Here is a 20,831-nt window from a genome sequence, read left to right as displayed (position 1 = left end):
GCCACTCCCCGTGACTTCCTCGACAGGTAGCGTGTCCGCCATGCCCGAAGCCCCTGACAGCCACATGTCCACGATCGGTCCGCGGCTGCGTGAGCTCCGCCTGGCACAGGGGCTGACGCTTGCTCAGGTCGCCGAATCCGCAGGCGTGACCAAGGGGTTCGTCAGCCTCGCCGAGCGCGGCAAGACCTCGGTCTCCGTCCCGACGCTGATCCGTATCTGCGAGGCACTGGGCACCGGCATCGCCGCACTCTTCGACTATCCGGACCAGGACGTCGTGAAGGGCGGCCTGGGCGCCAAGCTGGAGATGGGCGGGCACGGCATCGAGGAGTTCCTGCTCACGCCCGCCGAGGAACGTCACGTCCAGGTCATGCGGACGATCCTGCGGCCCGGCGGCGGCTCGGGCGGCGCGTACAGCCTGGAGGCCGAGACCGTCTTCGCCTACCTGGTCCGCGGCACGCTGCGCCTCAGCGTGGACGGCGAGCCCAGGTTCCTGGAGGCCGGTGACTCGACGACCTTCTCGGCCCGCGCCGCACACGCCTGGGACAACCCGGGCGAGGACGAGGCCGAGGTCCTCTGGTCGATCGCCCCCGCCCTGCCGCTCTCCCGCACCAAGCTCCGCCCGTAGCCGGTCGCCGCTGCCCGGCCCGTGGCGGGCGGGGCCACCCGCTGCGGAGATAATCGGCAGCATGCCCGACGACGATCCGGCCGCTCAGGCCACCGCCCCCGGACAGCAGCTCGTGCGCCGACGCAGCCGCCGAACGCAGCCGCAACCGCCGCATCCCCCCGTCCGTGGTCGCCTCGCCACGGCCCTCGCGGCGGCGGCACCGGCGCTCGGGGCGTACGCGGCCGTGCGTCTGATCGGTCTCGTCGTCCTCGCCGCCGCCGCGTCAGGCGCCGACAAGAGCGCCCTCCACCTCCTCGGCGAGCGCTGGGACTCCGTGTGGTACCAGCGGATCGCCGAGAACGGCTACGGCTACACCGTCACCCTCCCGAACGGCGGCGTCCACTCCGACCTGGCCTTCTTCCCCCTGCTGCCCGCCCTGGAACGCGGTATCGCCGAGCTGACCCCGCTCTCCCTCGCGGGCGCCGGACTACTGGTCGCCTGGGTCGCCGCGCTCTTCGCCGCCTGGGGGATCTACGCCGTCGGGGCGCATCTGTACGGGCGTCGGGCAGGGGTGGTGCTGGCCGCGTTGTGGGGCGTGTACCCGACGGCGTTCGTCCAGTCGATGGCGTACACCGAAACACTGTTCACCGCGTTCGCCGCCTGGGCGCTCTACGCCGTACTGACCCGGCGCTGGATCGTCGCGGGCGCCCTGTGCGTACTCGCCGGGCTGACCAGGCCCTCCGCGGCCGCGCTCATCGCCGCCCTCGCGATCACCGCCGCGGTCACGCTCGTGCGGGAGTGCCGGGCCGGCCGGGCGGACGGCATCGTCCGCCGCAACGCACGGATGCTGACGGGTACCGCACTCGCGCCGCTGGGCTGGCTCGCGTACGTGGTGTTCGTCGCCGTACGGGAGGGCAGCCCCTTCGCGTACTTCGACGTCCAGGCACAGTGGGGCAACAGCATCGACGGAGGCGTGGCGCTCGCCTCGTTCATCCTCGGGCTGCCGCTGCCCGGCGCGCTCGGGCTGTGCGCGGCGCTGGTGGGCCTGGGATGGGTGGTGTTCCTGTGCGTACGGCAGCGCCAGCCGCTCCCCGTACTCGCCTACTGCATCGCCGTCGTCGTCATCGCGCTGATCGGCTCCGGGTACTTCGGGTCCAGGCCGCGGCTGATGATGCCCGCGTTCCCGCTGCTCCTCCCGCCTGCCGTGGCGCTGCTGCGGCTGCGCACCACGGCCCGCACGGTGACGGTCGTCGCCGTGCTCGCGGTGGCTTCGGCGGCCTACGGGGCGTGGACGCTGCTCGGCTCCGGCCCGCCGTGAGCGCGAGCCGGAGCGTGAGCCCGGTCAGGGCCGGGGCAGGTCGAAGGGGACACGGCGGGTCGCGCGCCCCTGGGTGTCCAGGAGCCGGCCCATGCGCTTGGGCGAATGCGGCGCCACCGTGCGGTCCTTGACCTCCGGCATCGGGAAGCGTTCCGCCGGCAGCATCTCGAACGGGCCGATGGCGTTCAGGCCGCGGAGCCGGACGACGACCAGGAGGTTGCGCGCGAGAGCGGCCCGGCTGCCCGGTACGTCGGGGCAGCCCGTCCGCCCACGCCTCAGCCCCGGCCCTCCTGCGTCTGGACGATCCGCACCCGTGCCCCCGGCCGCAGTCCCCACTTCTCCATCGCTCCGGCCTCCGACTCGATCACATGACGGGCCCGCAGTCGCGGCATCCCGAGCCGGCCCGGCTTCATCGTGTGCACGGCGACCACGTTGAACTTCCGGTCCAGGTACGCCACATCGATGGTGAACCGCATCCGGAAGGTGTGCACACTCCCGCACGGGGTGATCAGCAGGGCGCCGTCGATCCCGTCCTGCCCGAGCAGCCCGCGGCTCCTGGTCCGGTACGTGGCCGCGATCCGCAGCGGTATCTCCGGCTCCTGCCCTCCCTGTGGATCGGTGACCGTCAACGTCCCATTCCCATTGCGCCATTGAGCCATGGCCAAGACGGTAGCGTCCGGTGACGGCCGCTGGGTCCACAACGGTGCGCAGTGGGCCCCAGGACCCATGACCCGTGCCCGGCACCCGCCTAGGGTCTGCTCCGTGTACGTCATGCTGACAGTGCTCGCCGCACTCTGGGGCGCAGCGACCGGACTGCTGGTCCCGCGCGCCGCCTACCGGTTCTCCGTCGAACCGGAGGACGCCTGGCGGGACACCTGCCCCGCGGGCCACGCCCTGACCGGTGCCGCCCGCGGCTGGCTCGGCTCCACCCGGTGCGCCATGTGCGCGGCGGCGGTGCCGGTCCCCGCCGCTCCGGGCGCCGAGCCGGGAGACCGGAGCGGTGGGGAAGACACCGCGCGGCCCGCGGCCCGCTACGCCCCCGGTGCCCTCGTCCCCGTCGTCACCGCGCTCGCCTGCGCCGCGCTCGCAGCGGCCACCGGACTCCGGCCCGAGCTCGCCGTCTGGCTGCTGCTGGCCCCTGTCGGCGTGCTCCTCGCGACCATCGACCGCCGCGTCCACCGCCTGCCCGACCGGCTGACCCTGCCCGCCGCGGGGGCGGTCGTCGTACTTCTGGGCGTTGCGGCGCTGCTCCCGGAGCACGGCGGATCCTGGCTGTCCGCCCTGCTCGGCGGTGCGGCCCTCGGCGCCTTCTACTTCCTGCTCTTCCTCATCAACCCGAACGGAATGGGCTTCGGAGACGTCAAGCTCGCCCTGTCGCTGGGTGTGGCCCTCGGCTGGTACGGCTGGGCCGTGGTGTTCGCCGGTGGCTTCGCCGGGTTCCTGCTCGGCGCGGTGTACGGGTTCGGGCTGATGGTCCTGAAGCGGGCCGGGCGCAAGACCGGCATCCCGTTCGGGCCTTTCATGATCACGGGCGCGCTGCTGGGCATCCTGCTCGGCGGACTGGCCGCCTGACCGCTGCTCGGCCTGCGGTCCGCCCCGTCGTATTGAGGTCGCGCGGATCAGCGCCCGGCTGACACCATTCCCGTATGGCCACAACACCCGCACAAGCAGCGGAACACGCACGGTTCGACGCCCTCGTCGCCGAGGCCGCCGCCGTCTGTGTCGACGGCTGGGACTTCTCCTGGCTCGACGGCCGGGCCACCGAACAGCGCCCCTCCTGGGGCTACGCCCGCGCCATGGCGGACCGGATGGGACGGGCCAGGGCCGCGCTGGACATCCAGACCGGCGGCGGCGAGGTCCTCGCCTCCGTGCCGAAGCTGCCGCCGCTCACCGTCGCCACCGAGTCCTGGCCACCGAACATCGCCCGCGCCACCGCACTCCTGCACCCGCTCGGTGCGGCCGTGGTCGCCGATGCGGACGAGCCGCCGCTGCCGTTCGGCGACAACGCCTTCGACCTGGTGGTCAGCCGGCATCCGGTGACCACCTGGTGGGCGGAGATCGCACGGGTGCTGACCCCCGGGGGCACGTACTTCTCGCAGCAGGTCGGGCCGGCCAGCGTCTTCGAACTCGTCGAGTACTTCCTCGGCCCGCAGCCGCCCGGGACACGCGGCGCCCGCGACCCGGAGAAGGCACGGGCCGAAGCCGAGGCGGCCGGCCTCGAAGTCGTCGATCTGCGGATGGAGAAGCTGCGTACCGAATTCTTCGACATCGGCGCCGTCGTCTACTTCCTGCGGAAAGTGATCTGGATGGTGCCCGGCTTCACCGTCGAGGAGTACCGGCCGAAACTGGCCGCGCTGCACCACCGGATCGAGACCGAGGGGCCGTTCGTGGCCCACACCACCCGATTCCTGATCGAGGCCCGCAAGACCGAGGCCCGTAAACCGGAGTAGGCGGTGCCCCCTGCTTTCGCCCGGAGGATGCGACCCTGGACGGTGAGCGCACGGGAGGGAACCGGCCATGAGGGTGGGGAACGAAGGGGAAGCGCCGCGTGTCCCGCGGCAGGGGAAGGCCGACTGGCTCAGAGGTGCACGGATCGTCGGAGTGCTCGGCGTCTTCTACCGGCCGGAGGGGCGGATGGGGGAGCCGGAAGCCGTCGAATTCCTGCTGGCCGACGGCCAGTCGGTGCTCCTGACCTGCGCCTTGGACTGGACCCTGCATGTCGGCCCCGGTGCCTGGCCGAGGCTGCCCGACTGGTGCGTACCGTCGGGACAGTGGGAGTTCGCCGCCGTGTCGAGCCTGCCGCAGCCGCCCGACGGCGGCTGGACCGTCACCCGCACCGAGGAGCGCAGGGACGAGAAGGGCGAGGTGCACGAGGCCGTCATCCGGTGCGAGGGCGGACGTTTCGTGGTCATCGGCGGTGACACCGTGTCGATCCGCTTCACCCGCGGCCACCGGGGCGCACCGGCGAGGGGCTGATGTGCTGATTCCCGGCCCGCCCGGTGATCGAGGACAGAACGGCGACCGGACGGGTCCGGTGAACCAAAGCTGTCGCAGCACCGGACGCGCCGGCAGGCGCTACGCGTGCGGCCCCACCGTCACCTTCCCCACCGTCAGTTCCGGCCTGCCCTCAAGCACTTCGCCGACCCGCGCCACCTGCTCCTCCAGCCCCCGCAGCTGCCCGGCCGTGAGCGGTGACAGCGGTTCCACCGTCACCGCGATCCTGCGGCCCGACCGGCGCTGGTGCCACACCCCGGCCACGGTCCCGTCGATCAGCAGCACCGGGAAGTTTCCCGCCTGACCACCCGCCAGCGCACGGGTGTACGCCACCCCGGGGAAGAGCTTCCTGCGCGGCTGGGAGGCGATGAGATACGCGTCGAAGTAGGGGAGCAGCCGCACCCCGCGCACCGGCTCCACCGGAAAAGCGGTGTCGCCCGCCACCAGCCAGGCCGGCTCCCCCTCGTACGCCACCTCCTCGATCTCTCCGCGCGCGGCCATCCCCGTGAACAGCTCCGCCGCCCAACGCTGCGGCGCCGCGAGCCACTTCGCGAAGTGCTGGGGCGTGGCCGGACCGTACGCGTACAGATAGCGGCGTACGAGACGGGCGAGCGCCTTTGGACCGTCGAGCGGGACGGCGTCCGGGCGGGTGTAGGTGACCTTGCGGCCGCGACCGGGCGCGAAGCACAGCGCACCGCGGTGACCCGCGAGATGCATCACCTGACGCCAGCGCGGCCACATGTCCTGGAACGCGGGCATCACCCGGTCCCCGGCCCATGCCCCGGCACGATCCACCACCGCATCCGAGAGCTCGTCGACGGTCAGCTCGGCCCCGGTCAGCGCGTCCGCGATCGCGGCGAGCACGGCCTCGGTCTGCTCCGGCGTCATCCGGACACCCTCGGGGAGCGGATTGCGTCCGGCCGGTACGGCGGACAACGCGCCGGTCCACATGGGCAGTTCGGTCATCGGCAGCAGATGGACGGTGCCGCGCGGCCCGTGCGTCTTGACCAGGGTGCGCTCGGTCCACAGCGCCTCGCGCACATCGGTACGGGTCGCGCCCGCTGTCCGCAGCCCGACGGAGAGCTCGGCGGCCGACAGCACCTGGGCGTGCGCGGCCGGCAGCGCGCCGACCACATCGGCCGGGGCGAGGTGCACCGGAGCGGCGAGCCCCTGGCGTTCCATCCGGCGCGCGTTCGCCCCGGCCCAGGTCACGGTCGCGGTTCGTGTCGTCATGATTCGGAAACTAGCGGCCCATCAGGTCAGGGTCTGTCCCATACTCGGCCCATGACCTCTGCGAGACGTACAGCCAAGGCTCTCGCCACCGCGTCGGTGCTCCTCCTGACGCCCGCCCTCGCCGGCTGCGGCACGGAGCGGGCCGGGGACGCCGGACCCGGTGCGGGATACAGCTCTCCGGCCGTGGGCGCCTCCCCCTACGTCGAACCGGACGCCGGCGACGGCGCGCCGCACTACCGGGAGAACCACGCCTTCCAGTCCACCGCCGAGCTGTCCCCGGCCGACCGGGCCAAGGGCGATGCCGAAGTGAAGAAGGTCGAGACGGGCCTGGCCGGCATCGCGGAGGGCCGCAAGACCACCGAGTCCCAGCTCCACGAGGCACTCGCCGGTCTGGGATACGGCCCCGAGACCATCTCCACCGGCACCTTCGGCCCCCACCGCAACACGTTCATCATCGACCTCGGCCCGATCTGTGTGGAGGGGGCCCTGGACGGCATGGTCAACGGGCTCGTCAAGGCAGAGGCCCACGGCCGCTACCTCGAAGGAACCGGCTGCGTGAAGCCGGTCGGAGGCCACTGAGACCCCACCGGATGCCGTGCTCGCACCGGAGTCCGGCGAATTCGGAGAGTAATTGTGGAGTGGCGTGGCACGCAGCATCACTTACGAAGGGTTATGGTGGAAACCCCCCCTCGGGCCGGTCCGTATCCCCCCCACGGACCGGCCCGTTTTTTGTGGGCCCGCTGTGCGGACCACGTGGCGGCCGTGTGCCGACTACGTATCGGCCCCGCGAAGACCGCCCCCGGTCAGCTCCGGCCGGCCCAGATGTTGGTGCCCGCGGTGTCCACGGCGAAGGTGTCGATCTCCTTCAACTCCTCGGCGGACAGCGGCGCCCCGGCAAGCGCCGCGACGTTCTCCTCCAGCTGCCGCACGCTCGAAGCGCCGATCAGCGCCGATGTCATACGGCTGTCCCGCAGCACCCAGTTGAGCGCCAGCTGGGCGAGTGACTGTCCGCGCCGCCGGGCGATGTCGTTCAGCCCGTTCAGCCGGCGCAGCACCTCGTCGGAGAGCAGGCCCGGGTCCAGGGACTTGCCCTGGGTGGCGCGCGAGCCCTCCGGGATGCCCGTCAGATACTTGTTCGTGAGCAGGCCCTGGGCGAGCGGTACGAAGGAGATGCAGCCCATGCCGGCCGTCTCCAGGGTGTCGAGCAGCCCGTCGTCCTCGATCCAGCGGTTGATCATCGAGTAGGACGGCTGGTGGATCAGTGCCGGTACACCCATCTCCCTGAGCAGCCGGGCCGCCTCGGCGGACTGCTCGGCGTTGTACGAGGACACCCCCACGTACAGCGCCTTGCCCTGCTGTACGGCGGAGGCCAGCGCCCCCATCGTCTCCTCCAGCGGAGTGTCCGGGTCGAAGCGGTGGGAGTAGAAGATGTCGACGTAGTCGAGCCCCATCCGCTTCAGCGAGGCGTCGAGCGACGACAGCAGGTACTTGCGGGAGCCCCACTCGCCGTACGGGCCGGGGTGCATGTCGTAGCCGGCCTTGGTGGAGATGATCAGCTCGTCCCGGTACGGGACGAAGTCCTGCCGGAACATCTTGCCGAAATTGAGCTCGGCGGAGCCGGGCGGCGGCCCGTAGTTGTTGGCCAGATCGAAGTGGGTCACCCCGAGATCGAAGGCGCGGCGCAGGATCGCCCGCTGGGAGTCCAGCGTGCGGTCGTCGCCGAAGTTGTGCCAGAGGCCGAGGGAAATGGCCGGGAGCTTGAGACCGCTGCGGCCGGTGCGGCGGTATTCCATGGAGTCATAGCGCGAACCGGCGGCCCGGTAGAAGAGAGGAGAATCAGTCACGTTTCTCTCCTTATCACGGACTTGCGACAGGCCGGGTTGGGCCGGTGCGCCGCCTGCGCAGTAATGTGGCGGCTTCGGGGACTGCCACGGCACGGCGCGGCGATGGACTCTGCGGAGCAGTGCGGCGATCCCCAGGGGGACGACCCCGGACCCCGGGCAATGGGGCGGGCGGGCCCGCACGGAACCGAGAGGTGAACTCAGTGAACTTGCGCGACCTGGTGTACGGGCTCTACGCGCGCCGGGTGGAGGCCCACCTCGACCACACCCAGGTGCCCAAGCACATCGGTGTCATCCTCGACGGCAACCGGCGCTGGGCGAAGGCGTCCGGCGGCACGGCCGCGCAGGGGCACCAGGCCGGTGCGGACAAGATCCAGGAGCTGCTCGGCTGGTGCAGCGAGACCGATGTGGAAGTCGTCACACTCTGGCTGCTCTCCACGGACAACTTCGACCGGCCCGAATCCGAGCTGACGCCGCTCCTCGGCATCATCGAGAACACCGTGCGCGACCTCGCGGCGGACGGGCGCTGGCGGGTCCACCACGTCGGCACGCTCGATCTGCTGCCCGCCCACACCCAGACCGTGCTCAAGGAGGCCGAGCAGGACACGGCCGACATCGACGGGATACTGGTCAATGTCGCCGTCGGCTACGGCGGGCGTCAGGAGATCGCGGACGCGGTCCGCTCGCTGCTGCTGGACCACTCCGCCAAGGGGACGTCCTTCGAGGACCTGGCGGAGATCGTCTCCACCGACCTGATCTCCGAACACCTCTACACCCGGGGCCAGCCCGACCCGGACCTGGTGATCCGCACCAGCGGCGAGCAGCGGCTGTCCGGTTTCATGCTCTGGCAGAGCGCGCACTCCGAGTATTACTTCTGCGAGGTCTTCTGGCCGGCCTTCCGCCGCGTCGACTTCCTGCGAGCGCTGCGCGACTACGCAGCCCGCCACCGCCGCTACGGCGGCTGACACCGCCTGTTTGCGGGGCTCCCGTCCCCCGGAGAGGGCGACGTCCCCGGCGGTACCGGTTCCGTCCGCGATCGCCGGACGGGCTCGAGTGATGCCGGCCGTCGGTCATCCCGTGGTGGTACCGCGCCCCCCGCGGCCTTTTCCAGCCCGTCCGGCGTTCGAGGACGGAGCCATTCGGGTGGTGTGTCCGAACCCAAAGGCCCGGGCCACCACTCCCGGCTCACCGCCCGCCCCGGGGCGGCATGGCTTCGCGTGTTCGAGGGAATACCCCTGACAGGTCGATGTCCGGTCACAAACCAGGCGGACGTCGTGTCCAAGTGAGCGGCATGGAGTCCGCTCGCCCGGGAGGCCTCTTGCACACGAAGGACCGTACATACAGTGCGGCCGACGCGGAGGGCCGGCGCTCGGCCCGTGCATCGGGGCCGCAGCCCGGTCCGTCCTCTCCCATTGGGATGCTCCGCGACGCCGTCGCACCCCAACCTCGTCCGAGGGGGTACGTCCTTCCGTGGTGACCAGCACAAAGCGCCGCATGTCCGACAGGCGCACCTATGTTCTCGACACCAGCGTCCTGCTGGCCGACCCGAACGCCATGGCCCGGTTCGACGAGCACGAAGTCGTGCTCCCGATCGTCGTGGTCACGGAACTGGAGGCCAAACGGCACCACCCGGAGCTGGGGTACTTCGCCCGGCAGGCCCTGCGCCTGCTGGACGACTTCCGGACCCGGTACGGCCGGCTGGATGCCCCGATCCCGCTCGGGGATCTGGGCGGGACGCTGCGCGTCGAACTCAACCATTCCGACCCCGGCGTACTGCCCGCCGGCTACCGGTTGGGGGACAACGACTCACGGATCCTCGCGGTCGCGCGCAACCTCCAGGCCGAGGGGTACGACGTCACGGTCGTCTCCAAGGACCTGCCGTTGCGGATCAAGGCGTCCTCGGTCGGCCTCCTCGCCGAGGAGTACCGCGCCGAACTCGCCATCACCGATTCCGGCTGGACGGGAATGTCGGAACTGCCCCTCGCCGCCGAGCAGGTGGATCTGCTCTACGGGGAGGAGACGCTGTACGTACCCGAAGCCGCCGAACTGCCCGTGCACACCGGACTGGTCCTCCAGTCCGAGCGCGGCAAGGCGCTCGGCCGGGTCACCGCCGAGGGAAATGTGCGCCTGGTGCGCGGCGACCGGGAGGTCTTCGGCATCCACGGCCGCAGCGCCGAGCAGCGCATCGCGCTCGACCTGCTCCTCGACCAGGACGTCGGCATCGTGTCGCTGGGCGGCAGGGCCGGTACCGGCAAGTCGGCGCTGGCGCTCTGTGCCGGTCTCGAAGCCGTCCTGGAGCGCAGGCAGCACCAGAAGGTGATGGTCTTCCGCCCGCTGTACGCGGTCGGCGGGCAGGAACTGGGCTATCTCCCCGGCACCGAGGCCGAGAAGATGAGCCCCTGGGCGCAGGCCGTCTTCGACACGCTCTCGGCGGTCGCCGGACGCGAGGTGATCGAGGAGGTGCTGGGGCGCGGCATGCTGGAGATCCTGCCGCTCACCCACATCCGGGGCCGCTCGCTCCACGACGCCTTCGTGATCGTCGACGAGGCGCAGTCCCTCGAACGGAACGTACTGCTGACCGTGTTGTCCCGGATCGGGGCGAATTCCCGGGTGGTGCTCACGCATGACGTGGCCCAGCGGGACAACCTCAGGGTCGGCCGGTACGACGGAGTCGTGGCCGTGGTCGAGAAACTGAAGGGCCATCCGCTCTTCGCGCATGTCACGCTCAGCCGCTCCGAGCGTTCGCAGATCGCCGCGCTGGTGACCGAAATGCTGGAGGAAGGCCAGATCTGATACGGGATACGACAGTTGGTGCCGCCCGGCGAGCAAAGCAGCTTAGCCGGGCGGCATCGTGTTGCGGCGGCATTTCCGAAAAACACTTGCTCCGAACGAGGTGTGAGCTTTCACACGCAACGGAGAATTGCCTACCGGCGTGCCGTTCCGGCAAAGTCTTGCTTCCGTCAGGCCCCGCATACGGCACACCCGCACCTCCAGAGGTGCCACGCACCAGACAACTCAACAATCGCCGTCCGTATGCCGCCCGCGAGCACCACGCGGCACTCCCCCAGGGGAGTTGCCCACCGGGCCCGTGCCTCCCGTGACCCAAGCAGTAGGGAGGCCAGTGTCAGGGGCACGATTGCGTCCGCGAGGTCACCTAAGCGGGCGATGCTGGAAGGACACCGTGTGAGCCGGATCTCGGTCCGGGGGTTCGCCGTGGCATCCGCCACTGCCGTAACCACCGTTGGCGCCGTCGTTGGCGTTGCCTCGGGCAGCACTCCCGCTGTCGACGACAACAACTTCGAGGCGACCGCAGCCGACACCACGCTGCTCGCAGACATCCCCGCGGGCCAGCAGGCCCAGGTGCAGACCGCCTCGCTGACGCAGCAGGCCGACGCGCAGGCGTCTGCGGCCGACGCGGCGGCGAAGAAGTCCGTGGAGGAAGCGGCCCGCATCCAGGCCGCCAAGGACGCCAAGTCGAAGAAGGCGGCGGCCGACGACAAGCTGGAGCAGGAGCGCAAGGCGAAGGAGGCAAAGGAAGCGGAGGAGCGCGCCAGCCGCTCCTCGGTCCGCAGCGCCTCCTCCTTCGCCCAGCAGGGCTCGTACACCGTGGCCGAGATCAAGGCGATCGCGCGGCAGATCGTTCCCGCCGACCAGTTCCAGTGCTTCAGCAACATCGTGAACGTCGAGTCGAGCTGGAACTACCGGGCGAGCAACCCGTCGTCCGGTGCCTACGGCCTCGTGCAGGCGCTGCCGGGTTCGAAGATGGCGAGCGCCGGAGCCGACTGGCAGACCAACCCGGCCACCCAGATCAAGTGGGGCCTCAGCTACATGAACGGCGCCAAGTACGGCAGCCCGTGCGGCGCCTGGTCGTTCTGGCAGGCCAACCACTGGTACTAGAACCTTCCGAGGTTCCGGTCCCAACCTTTCGAAGCCCCTCGCCGTCCTACGGTGAGGGGCTTCGCGCGTGTACGGTCGTTCCGGCCGGTTCGGCGGGGGAGCGGTGGGGAGAGAGCACGGGGGAAGGGGAACGATCATGTCGATGCTTCCGGGGTGGCTCGGCCGTCTGGGCGCCGAACTGACCGAACTGGGCGAGCGGCTGGAACAGCGCAGGGCCGAGGCCGAGGGGGTCGAGGGCGAGGGGGGCGAGGCCACGCCGATCGAGCCGCCGGAGACCGCTGCCGCACCCTCTGCCGTGCCTGTCGGAGCCGTACCGGCCGAGGCGGGCCGGCGTGGTGCCGTGGCCGACCGTGTGCCGCTGCCTCCCGCGTACGCCCCCTCCGTGGCGGCCCGGCCCGATCCGGTCGCGGCGATCCCCTGGGGCATGCGCGTCGCGGCCGAGGCGTCCTGGCGGCTGCTCGTCCTGGCGGGCACGCTCTATGTGCTGATGAAGGTCATCAGCGCCGTACAGCTGGTGGTTCTGGCTTTCGTCGCCGCGCTGCTCGTCACCGCGATGCTGCAACCGACCGTCGCCCGGCTGAGGCGGTACGGTCTGCCGCGCGGACTGGCCACCGCGGTCACGGCGATCCTGGGCTTCGTCATCATGGGTCTGGTCGGCTGGTTCGTGGTCTGGCAGGTCATGGACAACCTCGACACCCTCTCCGACAAGGTGCGGGCGGGTATCGACGAGTTGAAGCACTGGCTGCTCGACAGCCCCTTCCATGTCACCGAACAGCAGATCAACGACGTCGCGAAGAACCTCAGCGACACCATCGGCACCAACACCGAACAGATCACCACCGCCGGGCTGCAGGGCGTCACCGTGATGGTGGAGGTCCTCACCGGGATGCTGCTGGCCATGTTCTCGACGCTCTTCCTCCTGTACGACGGGAAGCGCATCTGGCACTGGGTCCTGAAGCTGGTGCCCGCACAGGCCCGGCCGGGTGTCGCGGGCGCCGGGCCGCGCGCCTGGCGGACCCTGACCGCCTATGTGCGGGGCACGGTCCTGGTGGCGCTGATCGACGCGATCTTCATCGGGCTCGGGATCTGGTTCCTCAAGGTGCCGATGGCGGTGCCGCTCGCCGTCTTCATCTTTCTCTTCGCCTTCATCCCGCTGGTCGGTGCGGTGATCTCCGGAGCGCTCGCGGTGGTCGTCGCGCTGGTCACCGAGGGCGTGTTCACCGCGCTCATGGTGCTGCTCGTGGTGCTCGCCGTGCAGCAGATCGAGGGCCATGTGCTGCAGCCGTTCATCCTGGGACGCGCGGTACGGGTGCATCCGCTCGCCGTCGTCCTCTCGGTCGCCGCGGGCGGCATGGTCGCCGGCATCGGCGGAGCGGTCGTCGCGGTGCCGCTGGTCGCGGTCACCAATACGGTGGTCGGCTATCTGCGGTCGTACGGGCAGGAGGAAGCCCTGCGGCACGCGCCGACCCCGCGTGGGGCGACCGCGATCGACGTCGCCCCGACGCCCGCACCGGGATCGCAGCCCGAGGACAGCGGCGGCAAGGAAACCAGGTGAACAGAAGAAGGGCCCCGGGGACGGTCGGTCGTCCTCGGGGCCCTTCTCGTACAAAGGGTACTGCTGGTCCTACTCGGCGAGCACGGCCTCGGCATCGAGGGTCACGCCGACCGCCTGGATCACCGAGGCAATCTTGACGGCTTCCTGAATGGTCTCACGATCCACGCCGGCCTTGCGCAGCACCTGCTCGTGGGAGTCCAGACACTGGCCGCAGCCGTTGATCGCGGAGACGGCGAGCGACCACAGTTCGAAGTCGATCTTCTCCACGCCGGGCTTGCCGATGACGTTCATCCGCAGGCCCGCACGGAGCGTCCCGTACTCGGGGTCCGACAGCAGGTGCCGGGTCCGGTAGAAGACGTTGTTCATCGCCATGATGGCGGCGGCCGACTTCGCGGCGGTGTACGCCTCCGCGGAGAGGTTGGCCTTCGCCTCCGGCTCCAGCTCGCGCAGCACCTTCGGCGAGCGCGAGGCGATCGCGCAGGCGAGGACGGTGCCCCACAGCTGCTGCTGGGGGAGTTCGCTGTTCCCGATGACCGAACCGAGGTTCAGCTTCAGGTCCTTGGCGAAGTCCGGAACGGCGGCCTTCAGTTCGTCGAGTGCCATGTCGCTGTCAGCTCACTCGCCCGAGAGGAGCGCGACCGGGTCGAGGGTGTTCTCGCCCTTGGTCCAGTTGCACGGGCACAGCTCGTCGGTCTGCAGGGCGTCCAGGACCCGCAGGACCTCCTTGGGGTTACGGCCCACGGAACCGGCGGTCACCATCGTGAACTGGATCTCGTTGTTCTGGTCGACGATGAAGACGGCGCGCTGGGCGAAGCCGTCCTCACCCTCGATGCCGAGGTCACGCATGAGCTCGTGCTTCGAGTCGGCCATCATCGGGAAGGGCAGGTCGGTCAGGTCCGGGTGGTCCTTGCGCCAGGCGTGGTGCACGAACTCGGAGTCACCGGAGAAGCCGAGGATCTGGGCGTCACGGTCGGCGAACTCGTCGTTCAGCTTGCCGAAGGCGGCGATCTCGGTGGGGCACACGAAGGTGAAGTCCTTCGGCCACGCAAAGACGATCTTCCACTTGCCCTCGTAGGTCTTGTGGTTGATCTGCTCGAACTCCTTGCCGCTCTCCAGCGAGACACAAGCAGTCAGGTCGAACTCGGGGAACTTGTCACCGACAGTGAGCACGCGCACTCCTTGCAGCGTAGGAATTCCCTTTTGCGGGAGTTCCTGAGGGTTGGACGATCTCCACCTTGGCACAGGGTGCATTGATCACGGAAATAGCTACACTCGGTTGTGATGATCGGAGGTGCCTATCAGTGGCGCAGAGTAATCAGGGTAATCGGATCAAACAGCCCAGCCTGTCGCAGCTGCGCGCCTTCGTGGCCGTCGCCGAATATCTGCACTTCAGGGACGCGGCGGCAGCAATCGGGATGAGTCAGCCGGCGCTGTCCGGAGCCGTGTCGGCGCTGGAGGAGGCACTGGGTGTCCAGCTCATCGAGCGTACGACGCGCAAGGTGCTGCTCTCGCCTGCCGGGGAGCGGCTCGCGGTCCGGGCCCGGGTCGTGCTGGAGGCCGTGGGCGAGCTGATGGAGGAGGCCGAGGCGGTCCGGGCGCCGTTCACCGGAGTGCTCAGACTCGGCGTCATCCCGACCGTCGCCCCGTATCTGCTGCCGGCCGTGCTGCGACTGGTTCACGACCGCTACCCGGAGCTGGACCTCCAGGTGCACGAGGAGCAGACCTCCTCGCTGTTGGAGGGGCTGGCCGCCGGACGGCTGGACCTGCTGCTGCTCGCCGTGCCGCTCGGGGTGCCGGGAGTGGTCGAACTTCCGCTCTTCGACGAGGACTTCGTGCTGGTGATGGAGCGGGAACACTGGCTGGGAGGGCGCACCGACATTCCGCGCGAGGCCCTGCGCGAGCTGCCGCTGCTGCTGCTCGACGAGGGACACTGCCTGCGCGACCAGGCGCTCGACATATGCAGGGAGGCGGGGCGTACGGAGGGTGCGCCGGTCACCACGACCGCGGCCGGGCTCTCCACGCTGGTGCAGCTGGTCGCCGGCGGGCTCGGGGTGACGCTGCTGCCGCGTACCGCGGTGACGGTCGAGACCGGTCGCAACGATGCGCTGACCACCGGGTATTTCACGGAACCCGCACCGTCGCGGCGGGTGGCGCTGGCGATGCGTACGGGGGCGGCGCGGCACGAGGAGTTCGAGGAGTTCGCGGCGGCGCTGCGGGTGGCGATGAAGGCGCTGCCGGTACGGGTGACGACCGGTACGCACAGCGACTGATAGGGGCGAAGGGGTGCGGTCCCGGCGGGACCGCACCCCTTGCTCCGTCACTCCGTGCGCAGCCCGTCCGGGCGCATCATGCGCCACAGCGGCGGCAGCGACACGAGCGTGACCAGCAGGATCAGCGCCGCGCCCGCGCCGGTCATCGGCAGGAACAGCCACCAGTCGGTGACCTTCTTGTCGAGCATGGCGATCAGCGTCGCGCCCAGGCCGAGCCCGCCCGCCACGGCCACCGTCAGCCCGATGACCACCGGTACGGCGGTCTGCCAGAGCACCGACCAGCCGAGGGTGGAGCGCCGGGTGCCGAAGGCGACCAGCACCGAGAGCAGGCGCTTGCGTTCGCGCAGCTGCTCCAGCTGTGCGACCAGCATCGCGGCGGCGATCAGCAGCAGCGTCGCGGTCGCACCGACCTGGAGGCCGCGCTGCACACTGGCGTACTTCTCGTCACGGGCCACCGACTTGAGGGACCCGACGCGCATCGCGGGGTCGAGCCTGGCCGCGGTGTTCCGTACGTGCTCCGCGACGTCCTTGACGCTCTCGTCGACCCGGATCTGCGACTGGGTCGTCGCGCCCGGCAGCGTGCTCGGGTCGAGCGCGCCGGTGGTGGCCATGATGCCCCAGGAGTCCTCGCCCAGCGGATCGTGGCGGGCGACGACCGTCGGGGATTCGGCGGGCAGGGTCCACCGCATCGCCTTCCCGCCGGGAGCGTTGCGGATCTCGACCTCCTTGCCCTTGCGGGCCGTCCGGTCGACCCAGTCGGACATCTCCTTGTCGTTCCTGGGGTGGACCACGAAGGTGTCGCCGTCCTCGCAGGAGTCGATCCGGGCCAGTTCGCGCAGGGTTCCGCAGTCGCCGACGATCAGACTGGTGGTGGGCTGGACGTCGCCCTCCGCGTACTTGCCGGGCCGGGTGACATACACCTGGACCTTGCCGATGACGGCTTCGACCCCCTTGGTGGCCTTGAACTCCTCGATGGTCCGGGTGGCCGCCTCGGCAGTGACCTTCTCGGAGTACGTGTAGAACTGGGCCCGTGACGGGTCCTGCCCGGTCATCGTGTTGAACTCGTCGCCCACCGCGGCGAACAGCATCTGCAGTGCCACCGCGCCCGCGACCGCGACCGTGATGCCGCTGACGGCACGGGAGGCCGCGCCGCTGCTCAGCTGGAGCCTGCGGGTGGCCAGCTGCCAGGGCACCGGACCGCCGTGCAGCCGGTTCACGCACGCCTCGACCAGCCAGGGCAGCAGCAGTGCGAGCCCGACCAGCACCAGCACGGCACCGCCCGCGATCGGGTACGGATTGACCGGGGAGAATTCGTCGACCTTGCCCGTCATGCCGAGCACCGCCAGGCCCGCGACCGGCATCAGCAGCCGCCACCAGAACCGGCGCCTGCGGCTGCGGCCGTTGCGCATGACACCGAGCGGCTCGATCACCACGGAGCGCATGGCGGCCAGCGTGACCAGCATCGCCGTCAACGGAACGGCGACGAGGACCAGCGCCGTCAGCCGGAGGTCGGGCACCAGGTCGGACGGGAAGACGCTGACATTCCACATCTCGATGTGACCGACGAACCGACGCCCCACCAGGAAGAGCACCACACCGGTCAGCAGCCCGAGGAGCGCCCCGAAGACGGCCTCGCCGGCCGCGATCCGGCGGGTCATCCGGATGTCCGTGCCGACCAGGCGCAGTGCGGCGAGCCGGCGGTCGCGGCGGTCGCCGCCGAACCGCACCGCCGTCACGATGAAGATCGCGACCGGCACCAGCAGCACCACGCAGATGATGATGATCAGCACGATGAGGACGGGCGGCATCTCCTCGCCCTCGCCCGGATCGCCGTAGCCGGCGATCCGGTGGCCGCCGTTGGCGGGGGTCAGAGTGTCGCTGCCCGCGTAGTAGACCAGGTCCCCCGGCGAGACCAGGCCGGAGTCGGCGATCGTGCCGGTGATCCGGTACGGCAGCCGTTCCCTGAGGAGGCTGCCCTCCGAGGAGTCCAGCAGCTCCTTCAGCGCGGGGGAGACCACCATCTCGTCCGCGCCGGGGAAGCGCGCGACGCCCGGCGGGACGACCGGACGCGTGCCCTCCGCGCGCATCAGCCAGCCGTCGACGGTGCGGCCGCGGTACTCGGTCTCCGCGTTGACCCGGAGCACCGAGGTGTCGGACTTCTCGGCCTGCGCGTCGGGCCCGCCGGGGACGACGCTCTCGGCGCGGTCCTGGCTGCGCACGGAACGCTCCTGGAGCAGATGCGGCGCGGAGGCGGCGGTCAGGAGCAGCGCCACACCGAGACCGACGCCGACGGCGGTCAGTACGGTGCGGACCCAGCCCTCGCGCCCGCCGCCCGCGGCGAACCGGATGCCGAGACCGAGGTCGCGGAGCCAGGCGGCGATGCCGGTGGGCGGGGTGGGCCCCGGCGGGGCCGCGGCCGGTGCGTTCTTGTGGTCGAGCAGGGTCATACGGCGTGCTCCAGGTCGCGGGTCCGACCGTCGCGCACGGTGACGTCGCGGTCGGAGTACGCGGCGACCCGCGCCTCATGGGTCACCAGGACCACGGCGACGTTGGTGGACCGGGCCGCCTCGGTGAGCAACTCCATGACCCGCTCGCCGTTGAGGGAGTCCAGTGCGCCGGTCGGCTCGTCGGCGAAGATCACCTTCGGTGATGCGGCCAGCGCACGGGCCACGGCGACGCGCTGGCCCTGGCCGCCGGAGACCTCGCCGGGGCGCTTTGCGCCGACGGTGTCGACCTCCAGGCGCTCCAGCCAGTGACGGGCGGTGCGTTCGGCGTCCTTGCGCCTGGCGCCACCGAGACGGAGCGGCAGGGCGACGTTCTCCACGCAGGTCAGCTCCGGGACGAGCTGGCCGAACTGGAAGACGAAGCCGAACTCGGTGCGGCGCAGAGCGCTGCGTTCGGCGTCCGACATCGCGGAGAGCTCGCGGCCCGCGTAGGTGATCGTGCCCTTGTCGGGGGTGACGATTCCGGCGAGGCAGTGCAGCAGGGTCGACTTGCCGGAGCCGGACGGGCCCATCACGGCGACGACCTCGCCCGGGTGGATGGAGAACGAGGCACCGTCGAGCGCGGGCGTGGACCCGTACGACTTGTACAGGCTGTCGGCGCTGAGCAGTGAGCCGGCGGGGGTCATGCGCACACCTCCGCAGCGAGCCGGTCCAGCCGGGCGGCGGTCAGTTCCAGCCAGCGCAGATCGGCTTCGAGGTGGAAGAGCGCATGGTCGCAGATCAGCTGATCGGCGAGGTCGCCCTTGCGCTTTCGGTCGGTGAGGATGCGCATCAGGCGCAGGTGTTCGGCGCGCTGGGCGTCCAGCAGGGCCTCGGCGCTGCGGCCGGTGAGCAGGGCCAGGACGACCTTGGTGTAGAGCGTCGACTGGAGGTACGGCTCGGGCTTCTCCGGCTGCGCGAGCCAGGTGCCGACATCGGTGATGCCCGCCTCGGTGATGGCGTACCGCTTGCGCTCGGGGCCACCGCCGCTCTCGATGCCGTCGACCTCGACGAGGCCGTTCTTCAGGAGCCGGGACATGGTCGAGTAGACCTGCCCGTAATGCAGGGGGCGGTCGTGGCCGAACTTCTCGTCGAACGTGCGCTTGAGGTCGTAGCCGTGGCGGGGGCCGGACTCCAGGAGTCCGAGCAGGGTGTGGCCGATAGACATGCACAGCACTGTACATGGCGTGTATACCTCGGGTGTATACCTGGGGGGCTCCTCCCCCGGGACCCCCGGGCCCCCCGGGCCTCAATCGCCGGACGGGCCTGACTTGTCCTTCGGAGGACGCCCCCGGCGGGGGATCGGGCGGGCCGTGCCCGGTAGGCGGCCCGCCTCCGCCAGCGCCCTGCGCAGCAGGAACTCGATCTGGGCATTCGCGCTGCGCAGCTCGTCGGAGGCCCAGCGGGCCAGCGCATCGTGCACCGCGGGATCCAGCCGCAGCAGCATCTGCTTGCGCTGCTGCGGCTGCCTGCGTCCGGGGGTCTCTTCCGTCACTGGTAAAGAGTGCCCGTATTGAGGACCGGCTGCGCCGCACGGTCACCGCACAGCACCACCATCAGATTGCTGACCATGGCCGCCTTCCGCTCCGAGTCCAGTTCGACGATGTCCTGCTCGGCGATCCGGGTCAGCGCCATCTCGACCATGCCGACCGCACCCTCGACGATCTGCTGCCGGGCCGCGACCACCGCGCCGGCCTGCTGGCGCTGAAGCATCGCGGAGGCGATCTCGGGAGCGTACGCGAGATGGCTGAAGCGCGATTCGATGATCCGCACGCCGGCGGCCTGCACCCGGGCGGTCAGCTCCACGGCCAGCTTCTCGGTGATCTCCTCCGCGTTGCCGCGCAGGGAGAGGCCGCCCTCCTCGTGGGCGTCGTACGGGTACTCGATCGCGATGTGACGGACGGCCGCCTCGGTCTGGGTGGCGACGAATTCCAGGAAGTCGTCGACCTCGAAGAGCGCCTGCGCGGTGTCCTCGACCTTCCAGACGACGATCGCGGCGAGCTCGATCGGGTTGCCGTAGGCGTCGTTGACCTTCAGGACCGCGGTCTCGTGGTTGCGGACCCGGGTGGAGATCTTCCGGCTGCTGGTGAGCGGGTTGATCCAGCGCAGCCCGTCGGTACGGATCGTGCCGACGTACCGGCCGAAGAGCTGGATCACCCGCGCCTCGCCCGGTGCGACCATCTTCACACCCGTCATGCAGAAGAACGAGGCGATGACGAGCAGGACCCCGAGGATCAGGACCGGGGCGCCCACGCCGTTGTTCCCGTTCGAGCCGACGACGCCGCCGACGATGGCGAGACCGATGCCGGCGATCACCCCGATCACGGTCAGCAGCAGGCCGAGGCCGCCGGGAATGCTGTGCGCCGTCACCTCCCTCACCTGCGGTTCGGGCATCTGAGGGGCATCGGGTGTGAGATCGGCGGCCAGGGTGGCCACGGCGTGCGGATCGTGTGGGTCGGACATGGGATCCCCCGTTTCGAAAGACCTGCGCGGTGCTAGCAATGTGATTACACATTACCTGGATTCGCAACCATGGGCGCCTCTCGCGAGTCGGTTCCCTAGAGAACGGTGCTGATTGTCACGTCCGCAAAAGGCCGTATCGCTTGCTTTTCGTCCCTGCCGACAGTGTTAGCTGG

General features: G+C 70.3%; 21 protein-coding genes. 11 read left to right on the top strand and 10 right to left on the bottom strand.

The window, feature by feature from the left end; all coding sequences use genetic code 11:
* The first annotated feature begins 40 nt into the window (after positions 1–40).
* Positions 41–625: a helix-turn-helix domain-containing protein gene (locus IEZ15_RS02400; RefSeq protein WP_229845691.1), complete on the top strand. Its 585-nt coding sequence runs from the start codon at positions 41–43 to the stop codon at positions 623–625.
* Positions 626–686: 61 nt separating this feature from the next.
* On the top strand, positions 687–1,922 hold the full coding sequence (locus tag IEZ15_RS02395; protein ID WP_114246395.1) for a putative hexosyltransferase: 1,236 nt from the start codon (positions 687–689) through the stop codon (positions 1,920–1,922).
* A 275-nt stretch (positions 1,923–2,197) separates the two neighbouring features.
* Here the strand turns inward: IEZ15_RS02395 and IEZ15_RS02385 are convergent, their stop codons facing one another.
* Positions 2,198–2,581: a DUF192 domain-containing protein gene (locus IEZ15_RS02385; protein ID WP_093896779.1), complete on the bottom strand. Its 384-nt coding sequence runs from the start codon at positions 2,579–2,581 to the stop codon at positions 2,198–2,200.
* A 103-nt stretch (positions 2,582–2,684) separates the two neighbouring features.
* On the opposite strand from IEZ15_RS02385, the gene IEZ15_RS02380 reads away from it, so the two are divergent.
* The 3 genes from IEZ15_RS02380 to IEZ15_RS02370 all read left to right on the top strand — a co-directional run bounded on the left by IEZ15_RS02380 (position 2,685) and on the right by IEZ15_RS02370 (position 4,898).
* Positions 2,685–3,494 (top strand): prepilin peptidase, encoded by an 810-nt coding sequence (locus IEZ15_RS02380; RefSeq protein ID WP_373302481.1) that lies wholly within the window; start codon positions 2,685–2,687, stop codon positions 3,492–3,494.
* A 74-nt stretch (positions 3,495–3,568) separates the two neighbouring features.
* Positions 3,569–4,372: a class I SAM-dependent methyltransferase gene (locus tag IEZ15_RS02375; RefSeq protein WP_189273717.1), complete on the top strand. Its 804-nt coding sequence runs from the start codon at positions 3,569–3,571 to the stop codon at positions 4,370–4,372.
* A gap of 67 nt (positions 4,373–4,439) precedes the next feature.
* Positions 4,440–4,898, top strand: a complete 459-nt coding sequence (locus IEZ15_RS02370; RefSeq protein ID WP_189273715.1) for a hypothetical protein — start codon at positions 4,440–4,442, stop codon at positions 4,896–4,898.
* 99 nt (positions 4,899–4,997) lie between these two features.
* Here IEZ15_RS02370 and IEZ15_RS02365 read toward each other — a convergent pair whose 3' ends face one another.
* Positions 4,998–6,149, bottom strand: coding sequence for a winged helix DNA-binding domain-containing protein (locus tag IEZ15_RS02365; RefSeq protein WP_189273713.1), 1,152 nt, complete (start codon positions 6,147–6,149; stop codon positions 4,998–5,000).
* A 51-nt stretch (positions 6,150–6,200) separates the two neighbouring features.
* On the opposite strand from IEZ15_RS02365, the gene IEZ15_RS02360 reads away from it, so the two are divergent.
* The gene (locus IEZ15_RS02360; RefSeq protein ID WP_114246400.1) at positions 6,201–6,728 is read left to right on the top strand and encodes a hypothetical protein; all 528 of its coding nucleotides are present in this window, start codon (positions 6,201–6,203) and stop codon (positions 6,726–6,728) included.
* 224 nt (positions 6,729–6,952) lie between these two features.
* On the opposite strand, the gene mgrA is transcribed toward IEZ15_RS02360, so the two are convergent.
* Positions 6,953–7,993, bottom strand: a complete 1,041-nt coding sequence (gene mgrA / locus IEZ15_RS02355) for an L-glyceraldehyde 3-phosphate reductase (protein WP_114246401.1) — start codon at positions 7,991–7,993, stop codon at positions 6,953–6,955.
* A 200-nt stretch (positions 7,994–8,193) separates the two neighbouring features.
* On the opposite strand from mgrA, the gene IEZ15_RS02350 reads away from it, so the two are divergent.
* The 4 genes from IEZ15_RS02350 (at position 8,194) to IEZ15_RS02335 (ending at position 13,442) form a co-directional block, all read left to right on the top strand.
* Positions 8,194–8,955: an isoprenyl transferase gene (locus IEZ15_RS02350; RefSeq protein WP_114249276.1), complete on the top strand. Its 762-nt coding sequence runs from the start codon at positions 8,194–8,196 to the stop codon at positions 8,953–8,955.
* A gap of 505 nt (positions 8,956–9,460) precedes the next feature.
* Positions 9,461–10,783: an RNA 5'-3' helicase PhoH2 gene (phoH2, locus tag IEZ15_RS02345; protein WP_093896785.1), complete on the top strand. Its 1,323-nt coding sequence runs from the start codon at positions 9,461–9,463 to the stop codon at positions 10,781–10,783.
* A gap of 390 nt (positions 10,784–11,173) precedes the next feature.
* Positions 11,174–11,887, top strand: coding sequence for an aggregation-promoting factor C-terminal-like domain-containing protein (locus IEZ15_RS02340; protein WP_114246402.1), 714 nt, complete (start codon positions 11,174–11,176; stop codon positions 11,885–11,887).
* A gap of 136 nt (positions 11,888–12,023) precedes the next feature.
* Complete coding sequence (locus tag IEZ15_RS02335; RefSeq protein ID WP_189273711.1) at positions 12,024–13,442, top strand: AI-2E family transporter; 1,419 nt, start codon at positions 12,024–12,026, stop codon at positions 13,440–13,442.
* 69 nt (positions 13,443–13,511) lie between these two features.
* Here the strand turns inward: IEZ15_RS02335 and IEZ15_RS02330 are convergent, their stop codons facing one another.
* Both IEZ15_RS02330 and IEZ15_RS02325 read right to left on the bottom strand, forming a co-directional pair.
* Positions 13,512–14,045: an alkyl hydroperoxide reductase gene (locus IEZ15_RS02330; protein ID WP_072483998.1), complete on the bottom strand. Its 534-nt coding sequence runs from the start codon at positions 14,043–14,045 to the stop codon at positions 13,512–13,514.
* 12 nt (positions 14,046–14,057) lie between these two features.
* Positions 14,058–14,612, bottom strand: coding sequence for a peroxiredoxin (locus tag IEZ15_RS02325; RefSeq protein ID WP_031083404.1), 555 nt, complete (start codon positions 14,610–14,612; stop codon positions 14,058–14,060).
* Positions 14,613–14,743: 131 nt separating this feature from the next.
* On the opposite strand from IEZ15_RS02325, the gene IEZ15_RS02320 reads away from it, so the two are divergent.
* Complete coding sequence (locus IEZ15_RS02320) at positions 14,744–15,712, top strand: hydrogen peroxide-inducible genes activator (RefSeq protein ID WP_114246404.1); 969 nt, start codon at positions 14,744–14,746, stop codon at positions 15,710–15,712.
* A gap of 47 nt (positions 15,713–15,759) precedes the next feature.
* Here the strand turns inward: IEZ15_RS02320 and IEZ15_RS02315 are convergent, their stop codons facing one another.
* The 5 genes from IEZ15_RS02315 to IEZ15_RS02295 all read right to left on the bottom strand — a co-directional run bounded on the left by IEZ15_RS02315 (position 15,760) and on the right by IEZ15_RS02295 (position 20,658).
* On the bottom strand, positions 15,760–18,159 hold the full coding sequence (locus IEZ15_RS02315) for an ABC transporter permease (protein WP_189273709.1): 2,400 nt from the start codon (positions 18,157–18,159) through the stop codon (positions 15,760–15,762).
* Positions 18,156–18,842: an ABC transporter ATP-binding protein gene (locus IEZ15_RS02310; protein WP_114246406.1), complete on the bottom strand. Its 687-nt coding sequence runs from the start codon at positions 18,840–18,842 to the stop codon at positions 18,156–18,158. Before IEZ15_RS02310 ends, IEZ15_RS02315 begins: the two co-directional genes overlap by 4 nt.
* Entirely contained in the window at positions 18,839–19,363 is a 525-nt protein-coding gene (locus tag IEZ15_RS02305) for a PadR family transcriptional regulator (protein ID WP_189273707.1), read from the bottom strand. The genes IEZ15_RS02310 and IEZ15_RS02305 overlap by 4 nt, the downstream gene beginning before the upstream one ends.
* A gap of 81 nt (positions 19,364–19,444) precedes the next feature.
* Positions 19,445–19,690: a type II toxin-antitoxin system antitoxin gene (locus tag IEZ15_RS02300; RefSeq protein WP_114246408.1), complete on the bottom strand. Its 246-nt coding sequence runs from the start codon at positions 19,688–19,690 to the stop codon at positions 19,445–19,447.
* Entirely contained in the window at positions 19,687–20,658 is a 972-nt protein-coding gene (locus IEZ15_RS02295) for an SPFH domain-containing protein (protein ID WP_114246409.1), read from the bottom strand. The genes IEZ15_RS02300 and IEZ15_RS02295 overlap by 4 nt, the downstream gene beginning before the upstream one ends.
* Positions 20,659–20,831 lie beyond the last annotated feature (173 nt).

It is taken from the genome of Streptomyces atratus (assembly GCF_014648655.1).
In the GTDB taxonomy this organism is placed as follows: Bacteria; Actinomycetota; Actinomycetes; order Streptomycetales; family Streptomycetaceae; genus Streptomyces; species Streptomyces atratus.
This window is presented reverse-complemented; position numbering and strand designations above follow the sequence as displayed.